The sequence below is a fragment of the Streptomyces sp. NPDC085524 genome (assembly GCF_044541755.1).
Classification (GTDB): Bacteria; Actinomycetota; Actinomycetes; order Streptomycetales; family Streptomycetaceae; genus Streptomyces.
This window is the reverse complement of the sequence record NZ_JBITTH010000007.1, coordinates 179,195-195,086: the sequence shown is the minus strand read 5'-3', so window position 1 is coordinate 195,086 and position 15,892 is coordinate 179,195. Positions and strand designations below refer to the sequence as shown.

At 69.5% G+C, this 15,892-nt stretch carries 23 protein-coding genes; 7 read left to right on the top strand and 16 right to left on the bottom strand.

Annotation, left to right across the window (positions count from 1 at the left end):
- Positions 1-6 precede the first annotated feature (6 nt).
- The 15 genes from ACIGFK_RS13080 to ACIGFK_RS13010 form a co-directional block, all read right to left on the bottom strand.
- Complete coding sequence (locus ACIGFK_RS13080; RefSeq protein ID WP_400051543.1) at positions 7-624, bottom strand: hypothetical protein; 618 nt, start codon at positions 622-624, stop codon at positions 7-9.
- A gap of 203 nt (positions 625-827) precedes the next feature.
- Positions 828-1,103, bottom strand: a complete 276-nt coding sequence (locus ACIGFK_RS13075) for a hypothetical protein (RefSeq protein ID WP_400051541.1) — start codon at positions 1,101-1,103, stop codon at positions 828-830.
- Positions 1,100-1,447, bottom strand: a complete 348-nt coding sequence (locus ACIGFK_RS13070) for a hypothetical protein (protein ID WP_400051539.1) — start codon at positions 1,445-1,447, stop codon at positions 1,100-1,102. The genes ACIGFK_RS13075 and ACIGFK_RS13070 overlap by 4 nt, the downstream gene beginning before the upstream one ends.
- Before the next feature lie 65 nt (positions 1,448-1,512).
- Positions 1,513-2,394 carry a hypothetical protein gene (locus tag ACIGFK_RS13065; RefSeq protein WP_400051537.1) on the bottom strand — a complete coding sequence of 294 codons (882 nt, stop codon included), beginning with the start codon at positions 2,392-2,394 and terminating at the stop codon, positions 1,513-1,515.
- A complete protein-coding gene (locus ACIGFK_RS13060; RefSeq protein ID WP_400051536.1) occupies positions 2,391-3,239 on the bottom strand; it encodes a PD-(D/E)XK nuclease-like domain-containing protein in 849 nt (282 codons plus the stop codon). Before ACIGFK_RS13060 ends, ACIGFK_RS13065 begins: the two co-directional genes overlap by 4 nt.
- Positions 3,239-3,484 (bottom strand): hypothetical protein, encoded by a 246-nt coding sequence (locus ACIGFK_RS13055; protein ID WP_400051534.1) that lies wholly within the window; start codon positions 3,482-3,484, stop codon positions 3,239-3,241. Before ACIGFK_RS13055 ends, ACIGFK_RS13060 begins: the two co-directional genes overlap by 1 nt.
- 125 nt (positions 3,485-3,609) lie before the next feature.
- Positions 3,610-4,161 (bottom strand): hypothetical protein, encoded by a 552-nt coding sequence (locus tag ACIGFK_RS13050; protein WP_400051532.1) that lies wholly within the window; start codon positions 4,159-4,161, stop codon positions 3,610-3,612.
- Positions 4,161-4,484, bottom strand: a complete 324-nt coding sequence (locus ACIGFK_RS13045) for a hypothetical protein (protein ID WP_400051530.1) — start codon at positions 4,482-4,484, stop codon at positions 4,161-4,163. The genes ACIGFK_RS13050 and ACIGFK_RS13045 overlap by 1 nt, the downstream gene beginning before the upstream one ends.
- Positions 4,474-4,725: a hypothetical protein gene (locus ACIGFK_RS13040; protein WP_400051528.1), complete on the bottom strand. Its 252-nt coding sequence runs from the start codon at positions 4,723-4,725 to the stop codon at positions 4,474-4,476. The genes ACIGFK_RS13045 and ACIGFK_RS13040 overlap by 11 nt, the downstream gene beginning before the upstream one ends.
- Before the next feature lie 88 nt (positions 4,726-4,813).
- Positions 4,814-5,113 carry a phiSA1p31-related protein gene (locus ACIGFK_RS13035; protein ID WP_400051526.1) on the bottom strand — a complete coding sequence of 100 codons (300 nt, stop codon included), beginning with the start codon at positions 5,111-5,113 and terminating at the stop codon, positions 4,814-4,816.
- A complete protein-coding gene (locus ACIGFK_RS13030; protein ID WP_400051524.1) occupies positions 5,110-5,325 on the bottom strand; it encodes a hypothetical protein in 216 nt (71 codons plus the stop codon). The genes ACIGFK_RS13035 and ACIGFK_RS13030 overlap by 4 nt, the downstream gene beginning before the upstream one ends.
- On the bottom strand, positions 5,322-5,567 hold the full coding sequence (locus ACIGFK_RS13025; protein WP_400051522.1) for a hypothetical protein: 246 nt from the start codon (positions 5,565-5,567) through the stop codon (positions 5,322-5,324). Before ACIGFK_RS13025 ends, ACIGFK_RS13030 begins: the two co-directional genes overlap by 4 nt.
- Positions 5,564-5,857 carry a hypothetical protein gene (locus ACIGFK_RS13020; protein WP_400051520.1) on the bottom strand — a complete coding sequence of 98 codons (294 nt, stop codon included), beginning with the start codon at positions 5,855-5,857 and terminating at the stop codon, positions 5,564-5,566. Before ACIGFK_RS13020 ends, ACIGFK_RS13025 begins: the two co-directional genes overlap by 4 nt.
- Before the next feature lie 109 nt (positions 5,858-5,966).
- Entirely contained in the window at positions 5,967-6,275 is a 309-nt protein-coding gene (locus tag ACIGFK_RS13015; RefSeq protein WP_400051518.1) for a hypothetical protein, read from the bottom strand.
- 1 nt (position 6,276) lies between these two features.
- The gene (locus ACIGFK_RS13010) at positions 6,277-6,519 is read right to left on the bottom strand and encodes a helix-turn-helix domain-containing protein (RefSeq protein WP_400051516.1); all 243 of its coding nucleotides are present in this window, start codon (positions 6,517-6,519) and stop codon (positions 6,277-6,279) included.
- Positions 6,520-6,708: 189 nt separating this feature from the next.
- Here ACIGFK_RS13010 and ACIGFK_RS13005 point away from each other — a divergent pair, with 189 nt between their 5' ends.
- The 5 genes from ACIGFK_RS13005 to ACIGFK_RS12985 all read left to right on the top strand — a co-directional run bounded on the left by ACIGFK_RS13005 (position 6,709) and on the right by ACIGFK_RS12985 (position 13,194).
- Positions 6,709-7,122, top strand: a complete 414-nt coding sequence (locus ACIGFK_RS13005; RefSeq protein ID WP_400051514.1) for a helix-turn-helix domain-containing protein — start codon at positions 6,709-6,711, stop codon at positions 7,120-7,122.
- 454 nt (positions 7,123-7,576) lie between these two features.
- Positions 7,577-8,830, top strand: coding sequence for an integrase (locus ACIGFK_RS13000; protein ID WP_400051512.1), 1,254 nt, complete (start codon positions 7,577-7,579; stop codon positions 8,828-8,830).
- Positions 8,831-8,974: 144 nt separating this feature from the next.
- Complete coding sequence (locus tag ACIGFK_RS12995) at positions 8,975-9,595, top strand: TetR/AcrR family transcriptional regulator (protein WP_376656557.1); 621 nt, start codon at positions 8,975-8,977, stop codon at positions 9,593-9,595.
- A 544-nt stretch (positions 9,596-10,139) separates the two neighbouring features.
- Positions 10,140-11,768 (top strand): citramalate synthase, encoded by a 1,629-nt coding sequence (gene cimA, locus ACIGFK_RS12990; protein ID WP_376656558.1) that lies wholly within the window; start codon positions 10,140-10,142, stop codon positions 11,766-11,768.
- Positions 11,769-11,841: 73 nt separating this feature from the next.
- A complete protein-coding gene (locus ACIGFK_RS12985; protein WP_376656559.1) occupies positions 11,842-13,194 on the top strand; it encodes a hypothetical protein in 1,353 nt (450 codons plus the stop codon).
- Positions 13,195-13,211: 17 nt separating this feature from the next.
- On the opposite strand, the gene ACIGFK_RS12980 is transcribed toward ACIGFK_RS12985, so the two are convergent.
- Positions 13,212-13,823 carry a YceI family protein gene (locus ACIGFK_RS12980; protein WP_376656560.1) on the bottom strand — a complete coding sequence of 204 codons (612 nt, stop codon included), beginning with the start codon at positions 13,821-13,823 and terminating at the stop codon, positions 13,212-13,214.
- Positions 13,824-14,085: 262 nt separating this feature from the next.
- On the opposite strand from ACIGFK_RS12980, the gene ACIGFK_RS12975 reads away from it, so the two are divergent.
- Both ACIGFK_RS12975 and ACIGFK_RS12970 read left to right on the top strand, forming a co-directional pair.
- Positions 14,086-15,669: an acyl-CoA carboxylase subunit beta gene (locus tag ACIGFK_RS12975; RefSeq protein WP_400051509.1), complete on the top strand. Its 1,584-nt coding sequence runs from the start codon at positions 14,086-14,088 to the stop codon at positions 15,667-15,669.
- Between the two features lie 17 nt (positions 15,670-15,686).
- Positions 15,687-15,878, top strand: coding sequence for an acyl-CoA carboxylase subunit epsilon (locus ACIGFK_RS12970; RefSeq protein ID WP_376656562.1), 192 nt, complete (start codon positions 15,687-15,689; stop codon positions 15,876-15,878).
- The last annotated feature ends 14 nt before the right edge of the window (positions 15,879-15,892 follow it).

Below are 15,892 nucleotides of genomic sequence, written 5' to 3'. Positions count from 1 at the left end.
GGGTGGCTAGGCCGCGGCGGCGGTCCGGATGCGGGGCCGGCCTTCAAGTTCGGCGGCGATCTGGCGGACGTAGGACTGGCTTGCGCCGGTGCGCAGCTGTACCGCGGTCTGTGGCTCTCCGGAGCGGAGCAGGTGCTCCACCTCTTCGCGCTTGCCGGCCGGCCGCTCGGCGATGAGGTCGTCGAGGTCGGGGGCGGCGGCAGGGTCGTCGATGTCCTCGCCCCAGGCGGCCGGCCCGGGCCAGCCGTTCCTCCGGCCCCGGTTCCTGACGGTCTGGTTCCGGCCGGGACTGGCGCACAGGGTCCGGTAGCCGCGCTTCACTGCGTCGTGGGTGGCCGCGGTCACGATGTCCGAGCGGACGTAGAGGATCCGTCGGATGCTGCTACCGGTGAGCCCTGTTGCTGTCTCGATGGCCTGCGCCCCATGGCCGATTGCGTAGAGGGCTTGGAGCCGGCGGCGGGTGCCGATGGCGGGTACGAGGTCGGAGGGTCGGACCACGCAGGGGCTGACCGCGAGGATCTTGTCAGCGGTCGTCCGGTTCAGCTTGGGCGAAACGCTCCTGGCGATCTTTGCGACGATGGCCGTGGACACGCCGGCCGCGAGGCCGATCTGGGTCCGGCTCATGCCAGCCGCGAGAAGGCCCTGCACGTGGGCCAGGGTGGGGCCGGAGGGAACCCGCGGGGGGCGACCTTCGATGCGGGCGAGGGCGCGCAGCTGGCCGGCTCGGTTGTGGGCGGTCTTGCAGCGCCGACAGCGACACGGCGGCCGGGTTCCGGTGCGGTTGCCCTGGTAGCGGGCCGGCGTTCCGTGGAGCGGCGGCTTACGGGTCACTGGTCTTCCTCCGTCCGGCGGGTCTGGTGGGGGATGTCGTGCTGGGTGGCGTTCCAGATGGCGATGCATTCGGCGAGGTCGCGTGCTGCTCGGGCTGCGTCGACGTCGCGGGCGGCTTGTGCGGCGTGGGACTGCCAGGCGGCGAGGTCGAGGCGCTGCTGGCGGCGGGCTCGGATGTGCCGGTCGAGGCGCCAGCAGAGGATTCGGTAGGCGGCGATGACGGCCACGCAGATCACGGTGACGGTGACCGAGCCGGCCTCGGCGGGGCTCATGCCGCCCTCCCCTGCCGGGCGGCGCGGGTACCGGTCCAGGTCCGGAGCCCGGAGTGGTGCGAGCTAGGCCTCGAGGAGGTGGTCCATCCGGCGGGACGGTGGTAGCCAGCCTCACGGAGGAGCGTGGCCAGGCGTCCCCAGTGGTGCGCGGGATCCGGCGGCTCGGGGAGCTGGTGCTGGTCGGCTATCTCGAAGATCGTGTACGTCCGGCCCGATGCCGCGGCCTCGAGGTACTTGGGCCAGACCTCGTCGATCCAGGTCTCGTAGTCCTCGGCCTTCCGGCGTGCGGCGGGGATTTTGGGGGTGGGGATGGTGCCGTCGAGGTGGGGTTGCACAGCGTCCATGACTGCTCCTCGTGTGGGACTCTGGGTTGGGCGGGCCCGATTGCCGCGGGCCCGCCCGAGTGCTGCTACTGCGGGATGCCTGTGCCGGGCTGGGCCACGTTCTGGCCGGCCCACGGGTCGTCGTCCGGCGGCGCGCTCTGCTTGCGGCTGGCGTTGTTCTTGATCTCGGCGCCGGTGATGCGGGCCTGCGGGAACTCCTCGTCGACCGCGATCTCACGGCGCTGGATCGATTTGTGGGTGATGAGCAACTGGGCGATGTCCGCGCCGGTCCACTGATCCCGCTTCCGGCCGAGCTTCTGTTCCAGCCGCTCAGCGCTGACTCCGAGCCCCTGGAAGACCGCAACGGCGCCCTCGACGCGCTCGGGCAGCGGCTTGCCGTCGCCCTTCCGCAGGGTTTCCCGGCACAGCTCTTCGGCCTCTTCGATGAACCAGTCCGGGATGACTGCGAAGATCGCTTCGCGAAGGCGGCGGGCACCGTTGTTGGCGTTGTTCTCGTAGATGTCCCGCAGGTCGATCAGGGCCTCGACCTTGCCCTTGGCGAACTTGGCGTGGGGGACGATGAAGGTGAGGACGTGCCGGGTGTTCGCCTCGACGTCCCACGCCCAGGCCTGCATCTCGGACTGGCGGTAGTCGTCGTCGCGGCGCATCTCGGCGACGCCGTACTGGATGTTGCCCCAGGTCTGAGCGAGGGTCTTCGCGAGGTGGATGGTGGAACCCTCGACGGCGCCGCCGGCCCGCGGGAACCGATAGAACGCCCGTCCAGCCAGGGCCATCGAGCCGCAAGCGGACTGCAGGGAGTTGCGGGCGCGGCCGATCTCGCGGGGGAACTGGCGGGCCACATAGATCGCGGCCTGGACTTCTGCGACTGCCCGGGACTGCTCGACCGCGGTGCTCTGGCCGATGCGCTCAGCGCCCGGAGCGGCCGGCATCTGGGTTGGGAAGCTCACAGGTACATCTCCTTGTCCTGCTTCTCGGCCCAGCCGGGCAGAGAGAGGTAGTTGGGCTCGTCGCCGTAGCCGGGCCAGATGCCGGTCGTGGTGCACTCGGCGAAGGTCTCGATCGCCGCCCGGTTCTTGGCGCGGCCGATCTCGCGGGCGAAGTAGTCGATGCCGACGACGTTCACCAGGTACGGGGCCGTCTTCTCCTGGACGACGAAGAGGAGTTCGGTGTCCTCGCCGCCGAGCTCGAGGGCGATGGCGGCTTCCTCGTACCAGGGGGCCTGCTGGTTGTAGCCGTGCTGCTGGATGGCCTTCTGGAAGGCCTCGTTGCTGGCGTCGGCTGCGGTCTTGTAGTCAGGGATGATGAGCCGGCCGGAGTGCATCGATGGGAGCCAGTCGAAGCGGGCTCGGCGGCGGATGCCGGTGGGGCCGTCGATCCAGAACAGGGACTGTTCGGGCTGCCCCCAGGCCGGGTCGAGGAGCGCGGCGGCAAGAGGGTGCTGCCGGATCGCGGCGGCCATGGCTTTGACCATGTCGAGTTCGTGCTGCTTGAGGGGTATGCCGCCCTCGGCCCGGACTTCGGCAACCTCGGCTTTGGCGGCCTTGGTGTCCCACCGCTCGTGCTCGACGAGGACGAGGCGGGGGCCGTTGCCGAGGACTAGCTTGTGGGCGGCGTTGCCGTAGTCGAACGTCTTCGTGGCGGCTGGCGGGTTGTCCTGTTCGTACCGGAATTTGGCCGGGGTGGACGGGGGCAGGAGCTTGCGGGCGCCGGACGAGGAGAGCGACGTCTTGTCGGCGTGATACTCGCTGTTCGGAAGGCTCGGGTGCAGGCCCAGGGCGGGCGCCTCGGCCATCAGAACGGCCACCGCTCGGTGACGACGGGCCGCCGGCCGAGCGGGATGCGGATGTTGCGGAACGGGTCCCAGCAGGCGCAGGGGATGATGTCCGGCTCGTCGGCCCCCGGGTTGCTGGCGAAACTGCCGTAGTGCGACCCGGTTCCCTCGCAGTCGCCGCACTCCGGGTCGGGCTGCTTCTGGATGTAGATCGCGGACTCGTAGAGGTCGATGCGCCAGCGTCGGATGGTGATCGTGTTGCGCATGACGTTCTCCTTCAGGGTGTGCTGGGCCAGGGCCCTGTCGGTGCAGGGCCCTGTCGGTGCAGGGCCCTGAGGTGGGTGGTTGGGCGCCGGGGCGACCGGTCGAGGCACGGCCGGCCCGGCGGGTTCTAGGCGGCGTCAGCCAGGACGCAGATCCGGCCGTGGACCTCGTTGAAGTCGTCCGTGTCGAGACCCATCCAGGGGACCGTGTTCGCCATGGCGGACGTGATCTCCAGGGCGTTCATCTCGTTGGCCTTGCACTCTGCGGCGTACAGCTCAATGTCCGCGTCGGTGTACGTGCCGTTGTGGGCGACGTTGCCGGGCATGTCGTCCGTGCCGGGCTGGACACAACCCATGCCCACGCCGCTGAGGCGCCGGTAGAGGTTGTCAGCGTCGAGACTCTTCTGGAGGGAATCGGCGGTCTGGGTCCAGTCGGCCATGCCGACCAGCAGTCGGGCGCCAGCGAGGGCGTCCTCGTGGTTCATGCCGTCGGCGATGGACCGGCCGGACATCTCATGGCCGATGCGCCAGCGGTAGGGGCTCTGCGGGTGGACAGCTGCAGGGAGCCGGTACACGAGCAGGCCGGGAGCGATTCGTTCGGCGAGCGGCACGGTGTAGCTCCGGCCATCGACGGTGGCAAGGTTGTAGTCGCGGACTTCCTCAATCGCCGGAGGTGTCATCACGCCGCCTCGTTCAGGCCGAGGGCCCGCTCGAGGGTGTTGTTCATGGCGGTGAGTTCGGTTACCTCGCCAGTCAGCCGTTTGACCTCTTCGAGGAGGAACCGAATGTCGTCGGGGGCGCGGCCGATGAACATGGCGTCGTGGAACGCCTGCGTCTTGTCCTCGCCGTCGGGGATGCTGCCGATCTGTCGGCCGCAGGATCCGTCGAGGACTCGCATGTCGGCTGCCAGGTGGTAGACGGCGCCGTCGTAGTCGGTGCCCCACGTCCCCTTGGTGGCGGCCTGGAGCCGGTCGGTGATCTCGACGAGTCGGTCAGTGGCCATCGGAGGCACCTACCTTCGCGCTCCCGTCGAGGGCCATCCCGGCGGCCGGGCTGTACGGGACGGCGCCGACCACGGTCCAGGTGGCCACACGCTCATCCGTCTCGTAGCCGGTGGAGCCCCACTGATCCGTGACGATCCAGCGGTTCGCGTGGGGCGGAGACGGCCACAGGACCGCGAGGCTCTTGCGGTTCGGGCTGAGACGTACCGAGCCGGTCAGGTCCGGCAGCTGCACCTTGCTCACGTTGTCCTCCAGGTGTAGCGCCCCCACAGGAAGGCGGCGGTGAATGCGGCGCCCGCGATGACGTCCAGGACGGCGATCTGGCGGAAGCTCATGACCGGCCTCCGATCCGGGCGGCGAACTCGGTGTCGGACTCGACGTAGCCGGCAGCCTGAGAAGCCACGAACGCCGGGCTCGCCTTCAGCGGCGACGCCTTCCGGCGGATCGGGATCAGCGGCCCGTGGTAGTGGTCGATGTCCGGCAGCGGCAGAGCCATCAGCGGCGCGTCCGAGCGGAGCATCGGCTCCGCAGCCGGCGACCACTCACCCGTCCACGACCAGACCACTCCGACCGCGTCGGCGAAGTCGCCGTCGAGGTCGAACTCGATGCCGTTGTGCACGTAGGCGGTCATGCTGCGCGCTCCAGGTGCACGGACCGCTCCTGGTGCTGAGCGTGGTCGAGCAGGACGGCGGCCATGGCACGGAGGGCTTCCGGGCTGGATCCGTCCGTGTGCAGAGTCACCGGGCCGAGCTCAACCCACGAGTAGGGGCCGCTGTGCCCAACCTTGATCTCGGAGGCGTCGGCCGTCAGGTGTACGGCCAACCTGCCCACGGTGGTGCTCATGACGCTGCTCCTCGGGGGATGGTGACGCCGGCGGGCGGGCACATCGGGCACTCGCAGTCCTCGAAGCCCGGGATGACGGGGCTGTCGGCGTTCACGTACTTCATGTCGCGGACCTGCTCGGCCAGCAGACCGGCCTTCTCGCGGGCAGCCGCCTCACGCTTCGCGCGGAGGTACTGCAGGTCGTAGTCGAGCTGGGACAGCGGCAGATCCAGGGGGGCGATCGGGGGCGTCGGCGCGGTCATCGGGCACCCCCAGCCTGGTGGCGGGCGAGGGCTTCGCGGTCGTTCTCGCGGGCCGACCACCACGTGTAGAGCAGCTGGTCCAGGGCCGCCTCGCGCTCGTCCTCCGGCAGCATGTCGAGCGCCATCCGGCCAGCGTTCTCAGGCGTGAAGCCCTCCAGGCAGGACTCCGCCAGAATCTCCTCAGCCTCAGCGAACATCGTCGCGAACGGCGTCAGCACGGGAACCTCCGTCATCAGGAGGTCGAACTCGTCGGGGGTGTCGAACCAGGGATCGGGCATGATGTCGGACATCGGGGTTCCTCTTCTCTCCGCACCTGCCGTGCGGGGGAGGCTGGGACTTTCGGGAGGCCCTGGCCGGCCGGTTACTGCCAGGTCACCGGCGGTCGGGGCCGCATAGCTGCTAAGCAGCGGAGGCGATGGGCCTGCGGGGCGTGCGGGTTGCGCGGCGCGGGCGGCGGTAGGTCCCAGGCACCCGGCAGAACTCTTCCTGGATGGCGATCAGGTCCTTCTCGCTGAACATCAGCCGTCGGCCGACGCGGTAGTGCGGGAAGCCCTTGTGATTCACGCCGTCACGGAGCCATCGCTGGCCGGCTTCCGTGTTGGGCTGCTCCTTGCCGTCCTCGCCCCTGAGGTGGAGCAGCAGGACGGCCGCCTCTTCAACGTTGTAGAGCGGCTCGAGCTTGAGCGTGGAGGTCTTGCGGGGAGGCATGTCACCTTCTCTCTTCGGGGGCCTCGTCGAGGAGGCTCGTGTCGTCTGGCTCAAGGCCAAGGGCTGTGCGGAGCCGGACGTAAGGCGCTGGTCTCATGTGCTTGCGGTAGCCGTTTTCGAGGTGGTTCAGGTAGCGCTGGCTTATTCCGGCTGCCTGAGCCACTTCGTTCGTGCCGAGTCCCGCCTGCATGCGGACCGTGCGGATTACTGCCCCGTTCACCTGGTAGGTGGGGGGTCTTTCCATGCCTCAAAGCTAGCGGGTTCTAGCGGGTCATGTCTAGCGGAAACTAGCGGAAGTTCGCGGAAACTCGTACCCGGCGGTAGCTTCGGGTGCAGGGGCGTGCGCGGCGCGTGGTTGCAGAAGACCGGCGCGTTCTAGCCGCTTTACCCCCCGGTCCTGGCTGGTCCTAGCGGGTCCTGCCACTATGTGCCTATGGACCGCGACCTCAGGGCCCTTGCGACAGTCGTCCGCAAGCGCCGCACAGAGCTCGGGCTAGGCGTCGAGCCGGCCGCCAAGCTTGCAGGCATCAGCAAGGACACCTGGAAGCGCGTCGAGGCTGGCCTGAAGGTGCGCGACACCACCTATGTCGCCATGGACCGCGCCCTCCAGTGGGCCACTGGCAGCTGTGCCGGCATCCTCGACGGCGGCGAGGCCATCCCCAGCGAGACCGCCGAGGGTGAGGGTGGCGTCCACATCTCGCGGATCCCCAAGCGTGAGCTCGAACGGGTCGTGGGGGATGCCGTTCAGAGCGCAGCCCTGGCCACTAAGGGCGACCTCACCGGGGCGGAGATTCTCGAGCTGAACCGGCGTGTCCTGGCCGAGCTTCGGGAGCGCGGGATCCTCTGAAACTCATCCCATCGGCGTACAACCTTTTGGGATGTTGAAGATGTGACAGTCAATCTGGGCCACACAGGTTCGAACCGGCCCCAGGCGTGGCACAGTCGAAGCATCACCTTGGGGGATTCCCGGTCCCGGAAGGGGGGAATCGGTGTGCGCAGACACCTGCTACTCATGGACAACGGGCCGACGTTCGCGGGTTGGTCCGGATCAGCCAATGGGAGAATGGTCTGCGTGGCGCCTCCCGAGATCACGCAGGATGCCGCAGCCCGGCAGTCCATGCGTGAGACCGTGAGGCGCAGCGGAGGAGACTGCGAGGGATGCCGCAACTGTCCAGTGTGGCAGGGCGACACCTGACCAGTAGGGTGCGGAAACCCGGTGGTAGGGGTACCAGCCGGGGACCCGCACGCCACTCCTAGGGAGTCTCATGCCATGGATCGAATGGCGGGGGAACAGCCTCCGCGTGAAGTGGGACACCGGCCGGATCAACCCGGAGACCGGCAGGAAGATCTACGACTACAAGTCGGGCGTCCCGAGCGAAGACTGGGACGAAGAGAAGGCCCTCAACTACGGCCTCGACCGCGAGTCGGACATCCGCAACGGACGCCAGATCGTCCGAGCCGACGGAAAGATCCTCTTTCGGAACTGGGCCGAGCAATGGCTCAAGGCGGTGGACTTGGATGAGTCCTCAGTGCACTCATACCGCAAGCGGCTGCGGGCCCAGCTCAACCCCAAATGGGGAGACACGCCCCTCAACGAGATCACGACCCTCGCCTGTCAGCAGTGGCTGAACGAGCTGAAGGGTCAGATCTCGGCGAACTATGTGCGGGATATCCGGATGCTCTTCGGCATGCTGATGGACGATGCCGTGAAGCATCAGCCGCCGCTCATCGCGCGGTCCCCCCTCCCGAAGAAGAACAACCGCCGCGGACGCTACGTCCGGCCTGAGAGGGAAGAGAAGGAACACGTACCGACTGCAGACCTGCACCAGCTTGCGGACAATGCGCGAGAGGTCTGGGGTCTCCCCGGATATGTCTTCATGCTCACCAAGGCCTACACCGGCATGCGCATTGGTGAGCTGTACGGGCTTCGCCGCGAGTACGTAGGCCCCAACTGGCCCGATTCCGAGGAAGACCGCAAGCGGCGGGAGAAGGCGTTGTGGCGGTACTGCGGCAAGAAGCCGATGCCGGTGATGCGGGTGCAGTGGCAGCACAAGTACCGCAAGGACCCCCGGAACCCGGACGAGAAAGGTGTTCCCGTCCTCGCCCCTCCCAAGTACGGCAGCGAGAGGACCTTGGTAATTCCCCCCTTTCTCGCAGCACTCCACCAGGAGCTTCTCGATTCCCACGATTCGGAGTGGCTGTTCCCTGCCATGAGCGGGGGTCCTCTACTGACGACGGACTTCAACACCTACTACTGGAAGCCGGTCCGTGATGGGTTCGCTGCGAGGTCAGGGCGCTATGAGCGGCCCGAGCTTCCAGCGGTCGAGTCGTTCGCCAAGCGTCGCATCCACCTGATCCGGCATGCGCACTCGCCGATGCTCGAGGAGGACGGCGTGGCAGCCGTCGCCATCGAGGAGCGGCTGGGCCACATCGTGCAGGGCGTGAGGGGTGTGTACTCGGATGTGAGCCCGGCTATGGAGCGGCAGGTCATCAAGGTGTTGCAGACTCGCTGGGAGAAGACCGAGGACCGTCGCGCCGGCCGCGCGAGCAGCTAACTCCCATCCGCCTCCCATGGAGTGCACAATGGGGCGAGGTCTTGCAGGCCAGGAGGGTGGCGGGGGGTGCCTTGGCGGTATCCACTGCATCACCCAGCAGCAGCCGAAGGTCTGACCCGAGGCACCACGTTCGAAGGAGTGACCATGGCGGCGGGCGGAGTACCGGTACGGGCGGCGCGCAAGAACGCGCCCCCGCGCGAGGACGTACTCGTCGCCGCCATGGCCACGATCGCCGAGCGCGGGCTGGAGGGCCTGACCATGGCCGGCCTGGGCCGCGAGGTCGGCATGAGCAGCGGCCACCTCCTCTACTACTTCCGCAGCAAGGACGAGCTCCTGCTGCAGACACTGGAGTGGAGCGAGGCGGAGCTGGGCACCGCCCGTCGCGCGCTGCTGTCCCGGCGCGGCCCGGTGCGGGAGCGGCTGGAGGCGTACGTGGACCTCTACGTGCCCACGCAGGCCCGCGACCCGCACTGGACGCTGTGGCTGGAGGTCTGGAACCGCTCGCAGAACGCGGGCCCCGAGGAACGCGAACGGCAGGCGGCCATCGAGGGCGCCTGGCACCGCGACCTGGTGGCGCTGCTCGCGGAGGGCATCTCGCGCGGCGAGTTCCGGCCGGTGGACCCGGACCGGCTGGCCGCCCGTACGCGTGCGCTGCTGGACGGCTTCAGCATCCAGCTGGCGGTCGGTCTGCCGACGGTCGACCGGGCGGGGATCCTGGACCACGTCCGCGAGTTCCTCACGGAAGCCCTCACCCCCCAGCCGTAGCCCGGGGCCGGGCGTGACGGCGGGCGGCGGCGCCGCAGCCGGGGCTCCGCCCAGGACCCCGCGCCTCGAACGCAGGCGGGGCTGGAACCGCCCCGGCAGGCCGGTATGCCCACGGGGCTGGAGTTGCCCCGGCAGCCCGGCAGCCCGGCAGCGCCGGTGTCGCCCGGCAGGCCGGCGGCGGGCACCGGGCCGCGGTGGGACCGGTGCTGACCCGCGGGCGCAGTCGGCCGCGCCCCGCGGGCCGGCGGTGCCCGCATGCTGAGATCCCCGTCCATCCGCGGCGAGCGGTATGGCACACTGCGAGCGTGCCTGCTCAGCTCATGATTATCGCCAGCAGCGCGCCGGTCCTCAGTGGCCGCTGAACCGTGGAAGACCTTCGCGGGAAGCGGCCACCGTGCCCCAGACCCGCGCGCAGACCTCTCGCACCCGCGAGAGGTTTTTTCGTTTCCCGGCACCATCCATGCCGGGAAGTGAACGCGCGCGATGATGGGGGCAGTGGATCCCGGGTACCCGGAACCACTCATCCGACAGGAGTCAGATCAGCATGACGACGACACCAGAGGCGGCACCTGTGCTGTCCGGGGGCGTGGACGACGGCTTCCACGTCTTCGACACCACCCTGCGCGACGGCGCCCAGCGCGAGGGCATCAACCTCACCGTCGCCGACAAGCTGACGATCGCCCGCCACCTGGACGAGTTCGGTGTGGGCTTCATCGAGGGCGGCTGGCCCGGCGCCAACCCCCGCGACACGGAGTTCTTCGCCCGCGCCCGTGCGGAGATCGACTTCAAGAACGCCCAGCTCGTCGCCTTCGGCGCGACCCGCCGCGCCGGCGGTTCGGCCGCCACGGACCCGCAGGTGCGCGCCCTGCTGGAGTCCGGCGCCCCGGTGATCACCCTCGTCGCCAAGTCCCACGACCGCCACGTCGAGCTCGCGCTGCGCACCACCCTCGACGAGAACGTGGAGATGGTCCGCGACACCGTCTCCTACCTGGTCGGCCAGGGCCGCCGCGTCTTCGTCGACTGCGAGCACTTCTTCGACGGCTACCGGGCCAACGCCGAGTACGCGAAGTCCGTCGTGCGCGCCGCCCACGAGGCCGGCGCCGACGTCGTCATCCTCTGCGACACCAACGGCGGCATGCTCCCCGCCCAGGTGACCGCGACCGTCGCCACCGTCCTCGCCGACACCGGTGCCCGCCTCGGCATCCACGCCCAGGACGACACCGGCTGCGCCGTCGCGAACACCCTCGCGGCCGTGGACGCGGGCGCCACGCACGTCCAGTGCACGGCGAACGGCTACGGCGAGCGCGTCGGCAACGCCAACCTCTTCCCCGTCGTGGCCGCCCTGGAGATCAAGTACGGGCGCAAGGTCCTCCCCGAGGGCGCGCTGGCCGAGATGACCCGGATCTCGCACGCCATCGCCGAGGTCGTCAACCTCACCCCCTCCACGCACCAGCCGTACGTGGGCCTCTCCGCCTTCGCGCACAAAGCGGGCCTGCACGCCTCGGCCATCAAGGTCGACCCGGACCTCTACCAGCACATCGACCCCGAGCGGGTCGGCAACACCATGCGGATGCTGGTCTCCGACATGGCCGGCCGGGCCTCCATCGAGCTCAAGGGCAAGGAGCTCGGCGTAGACCTCAACGGGGACCGCGCACTGATCTCCCGCGTCGTGGAACGGGTCAAGGAGCGGGAACTCCAGGGCTACACCTACGAGGCGGCCGACGCCTCCTTCGAGCTGCTGCTGCGGGCGGAGGCCGAGGGCCGGGCCCGCAAGTACTTCCGCATCGAGTCCTGGCGCGCGATCGTCGAGGACCGCCCGGACGGCACCCACGCCAACGAGGCCACGGTCAAGCTGTGGGCCAAGGGCGAGCGGATCGTCGCCACGGCGGAGGGCAACGGCCCGGTCAACGCCCTGGACCGCGCGCTGCGGGTCGCCCTGGAGCGCTTCTACCCCCAGCTGGCCAAGTTCGAGCTGATCGACTACAAGGTCCGCATCCTGGAGGGCAAGCACGGCACGGAGTCCACGACCCGGGTCCTGATCTCCACGACGGACGGCTCCCGCGAGTGGTCCACGGTCGGTGTCGCCGAGAACGTGATCGCCGCCTCCTGGCAGGCACTGGAGGACGCCTTCACGTACGGCCTCCTCCACGCGGGCGTGGAACCGGCCGAGTAGTCCCCCTCACCCGCCCGGGCGGGCTTATGTCCCACTCACACGGGAATTGGCCCGTTCGGGTAGCTTCGTGTGTATGAGGACCAGGCTGATATCCCTACGTTGCGGATCGGTGCTGTCCGGTCTGCTGCTGGCCCTGTCGGCGACCGCCCTCGTGGTCGCCCCACAGGCGTCGGCCGACACCGGTGTGGCCGCCGTGGGGGAGGCCCTCAAGAACGGGCCCGTCTACGTGGACCCCCGGGCCGAGGCCCAGCTGCCGAGGGCCCGGGCGGACGCGCTCGCGAAGAAGATCAAGGACTCGGGGAAGCCGGTGTTCGTCGCCGTGCTGCCCGCCACCGCGGAGTTCCCAAAGGACACGGTGCTGCGGGCCGTCCGCGCCGAGACGGGCATCACCGGGCTGTACGCGATCCGGCTCGGCGACGGCTTCGACGCCGGCGCCGACCGTGCGGTCATGCCGCGCAACGCCGTGCGCAACCTGACGGACGCGGTGAAGGTGGGGTCGCCGGACGCGAGCACCCAGCTCGACAATTTCGTGGACCAGGCGCTGAGCCAGGCCAAGGGCCGCGCCCCCGCCTCCTGGGGCGGGAGCAACGCGGACTCCGGTGCCCCCGTCGGCGGGCTGATCACCCTCGCCGCGGTCGCCGCGGTCGGCGGCGGCGGTGCGTACGCACTGGTGAGGCGCAACCGGAAGAAGAAGGAAGAGGCCCGGCGCGAGGCCGTCGAGCGGCTCGCCGTGGTCGTCGACGAGGACATCACGGCCTTCGGCGAGGAACTCGACCGGCTCGACTTCCACCCCGGCGAGCCCGGCGCGGACGACGCCATGCGCAAGGACTACGAGCAGGGGCTCGACTCGTACGAGCGGGCCAAGCAGATCATGGCCTCGGTCCAGTACCCGGAAGAGGTCAAGGGGGTCACGCAGGCACTGGAGGACGGGCGGTACGCGCTGGCCTGCCTCGACGCACGCCGGCAGGGCGAGCCGCTGCCCGAGCGCCGTTCGCCGTGCTTCTTCGACCCGCGGCACGGGCCGAGCACCGAGGACGCCACCTGGGCTCCGGCCGGCGGGGCCACCCGTACCGTGCCCGTCTGCACGGCGGACGCCGTACGGCTGCGTGACGGCCTGGACCCGGCGGTGCGCACGGTCGACACCGAGCACGGGCCGCGCCCGTACTACGACGCCGGACCGGCGTACGGTCCCTGGGCCGGCGGCTACTTCGGCGGCGGCATCCTGCCCGGCCTGCTCATGGGCACGATGCTCGGTTCGATGATGTCCAGCCCGGCCTACGCCTCCGATTTCGGCGGCGGCAACGGCTTCGACGGCGGGGACGTGTCCGGAGCCGACTTCGACCCGTCCGATTTCGGCGGCGGGGACTTCGGCGGCGGTGGAGGGTTCGACGGAGGAGGGGGCTTCGACGGCGGGGGCGGCTTCTAGCCGCCCCCGGGCTCCGGTCAGGCCTGCTTGATCGCGGAGATGTCGAAGGTCAGCTTCACCTTGTCGCTGACCATCACACCGCCGGCCTCCAGCGCGGCGTTCCAGGTCAGGCCCCACTCGGAGCGCAGGATCTCGGCGGAACCCTCGAAGCCGACGCGCTCGCTGCCGTAGACGTCGGTGGCGGAGCCGTTGAACTCCATGTCGATGGAGAGCGGCCGCGTCACGTCCTTGATGGTCAGCTCGCCGGTGATGCGGTACTTGTCGCCGCCGAGCTGCGCCGCCCCGGTGGACCGGAAGGTCATCTTCGGGAAGAGCTCGGCGTCGAAGAAGTCGCTGCCCAGCAGGTGGGCGTCGCGGTCCGCGATGCCGGTGCTGACCGAGCCGATCGTGACGTCGATGGAGGCGGTGGAACGGGCGGGGTCGCTGCCGTCCAGGTGCAGGCTGCCCTCGAACGCCTCGAAGCCGCCGCGGACGTTGGTCACCATGGCGTGGCGGACCGTGAAGCCGATGCTGCTGTGGGCGGGGTCGATGGCGTAGTCGCCGGTGAGGGCGGCGAGCGCCGGGTCCACGGCGAGCGCGGCGGCGGTGGTGGTGTCGGCGGTCTGGCTGCGGCGGGTGAAGATGCCCATGACGTGCTCCTCGGTGGGGGTTCTGCGGTCTGTTGAATGTTCAACGACCTCAACGAGAACGACGTTAGGCCTATTCCGTTCAAATTTCAACATCTCTGGGGGGTGTCGCGCAGTTTTGTGGAAGTCACACAAAGGACGAAGGTCCCGTCTGGCGGAGTCCATGCATCCCTTCGCCGTACTGTGCGGGCCGGACAGCGGAACACTCCCGAGACTGTGCGGAATGAACGGAGGTTTTTCATGGACCGCTTCGTAAGGTCGGTACATGACCGTTGTGGACCAGACCCCGAGCGAGCCCACGGACGCCCGCGGGCGCGTGGCCGAGCTGCACTCCCTGCGCGAGCAGGCGCGGCGCGGCCCCAGTGACCGCGCGACCGAGACCCAGCACGCCAAGGGCAAGCTCACCGCCCGTGAGCGCATCGCGCTGCTGCTCGACGAGGGTTCCTTCAAGGAGGTCGAGCAGCTCCGCCGCCACCGCGCGACCGGCTTCGGCCTGGAGGCCAAGAAGCCCTACACCGACGGTGTCATCACCGGCTGGGGCACGGTCGAGGGCCGCACGGTCTTCGTGTACGCCCACGACTTCCGCATCTTCGGCGGCGCCCTGGGCGAGGCCCACGCCACGAAGATCCACAAGATCATGGACATGGCCATCGCGGCCGGTGCCCCGCTCGTCTCCCTGAACGACGGCGCCGGCGCCCGCATCCAGGAGGGCGTCTCCGCCCTCGCCGGATACGGCGGCATCTTCCAGCGCAACACCAGGGCCTCGGGCGTCATCCCGCAGATCTCGGTCATGCTGGGCCCGTGCGCCGGCGGCGCCGCGTACTCCCCGGCCCTCACGGACTTCGTGTTCATGGTCCGGGACACCTCGCAGATGTTCATCACCGGCCCCGACGTCGTCCGCGCCGTCACCGGTGAGGAGATCACCCAGAACGGCCTCGGCGGCGCCGACGTGCACGCCGAGACCTCGGGCGTCGCGCACTTCGCGTACGACGACGAGGAGACCTGCATCTCCGAGGTCCGCTACCTCATCTCGATGCTGCCCTCCAACAACCGCGAGAACCCGCCCGTCCACGAGACGAGCGACCCGGCCGACCGCCGCAGCGAGGTCCTGCTGGACCTGGTCCCCGCAGACGGCAACCGCCCGTACGACATGCTCAAGGTCATCGAGGAGATCGTCGACGATGGCGACGTCCTGGAGATCCACGAGCGCTGGGCCCGCAACATCATCTGCGCCCTGGCCCGGATGGACGGACAGGTCGTCGGCATCGTCGCCAACCAGCCCGGCCACCTCGCCGGCGTCCTCGACATCGAGGCCTCCGAGAAGGCCGCGCGCTTCGTCCAGATGTGCGACGCCTTCAACATCCCGATCATCACCCTGCTGGACGTCCCCGGCTTCCTGCCGGGCGTCGACCAGGAGCACGGCGGCATCATCCGCCACGGCGCCAAGCTGCTCTACGCGTACTGCAACGCCACCGTCCCGCGGATCTCGCTGATCCTGCGCAAGGCCTACGGCGGCGCGTACATCGTCATGGACTCCCAGTCCATCGGCGCCGACATCACCTACGCCTGGCCCACCAACGAGATCGCCGTCATGGGCGCCGAGGGCGCGGCCAACGTCATCTTCCGCAAGCAGATCGCGGACGCCGAGGACCCCGAGGCCATGCGCGTCCGCATGGTCAAGGAGTACAAGGCCGAGCTGATGCACCCGTACTACGCGGCCGAGCGCGGCCTCGTCGACGACGTCATTGACCCCGCCGAGACCCGCGAGACCCTCGTGGCCGCCCTCGCGATGCTCCGCAACAAGCACGCCGACCTGCCGTCCCGCAAACACGGCAACCCGCCGCAGTAAGAGGAGACAAGCCACCGATGAGCACCGACACCCTGCTGCGCGTCGAAAAGGGCAACGCCGCACCCGAGGAGCTGGCCGCGATCACCGCGATCCTGCTCGCCCGTGCCGCCGCCACCCCCGAGACCGCGGCCACCCCGCGCTCCCAGGCCGGCTGGCGCCGTCTGGAGCGCACCCCGGGCTTCCGCGCCCCGCACAGCTGGCAGGGCTGAGCCCCGAAGCCGAG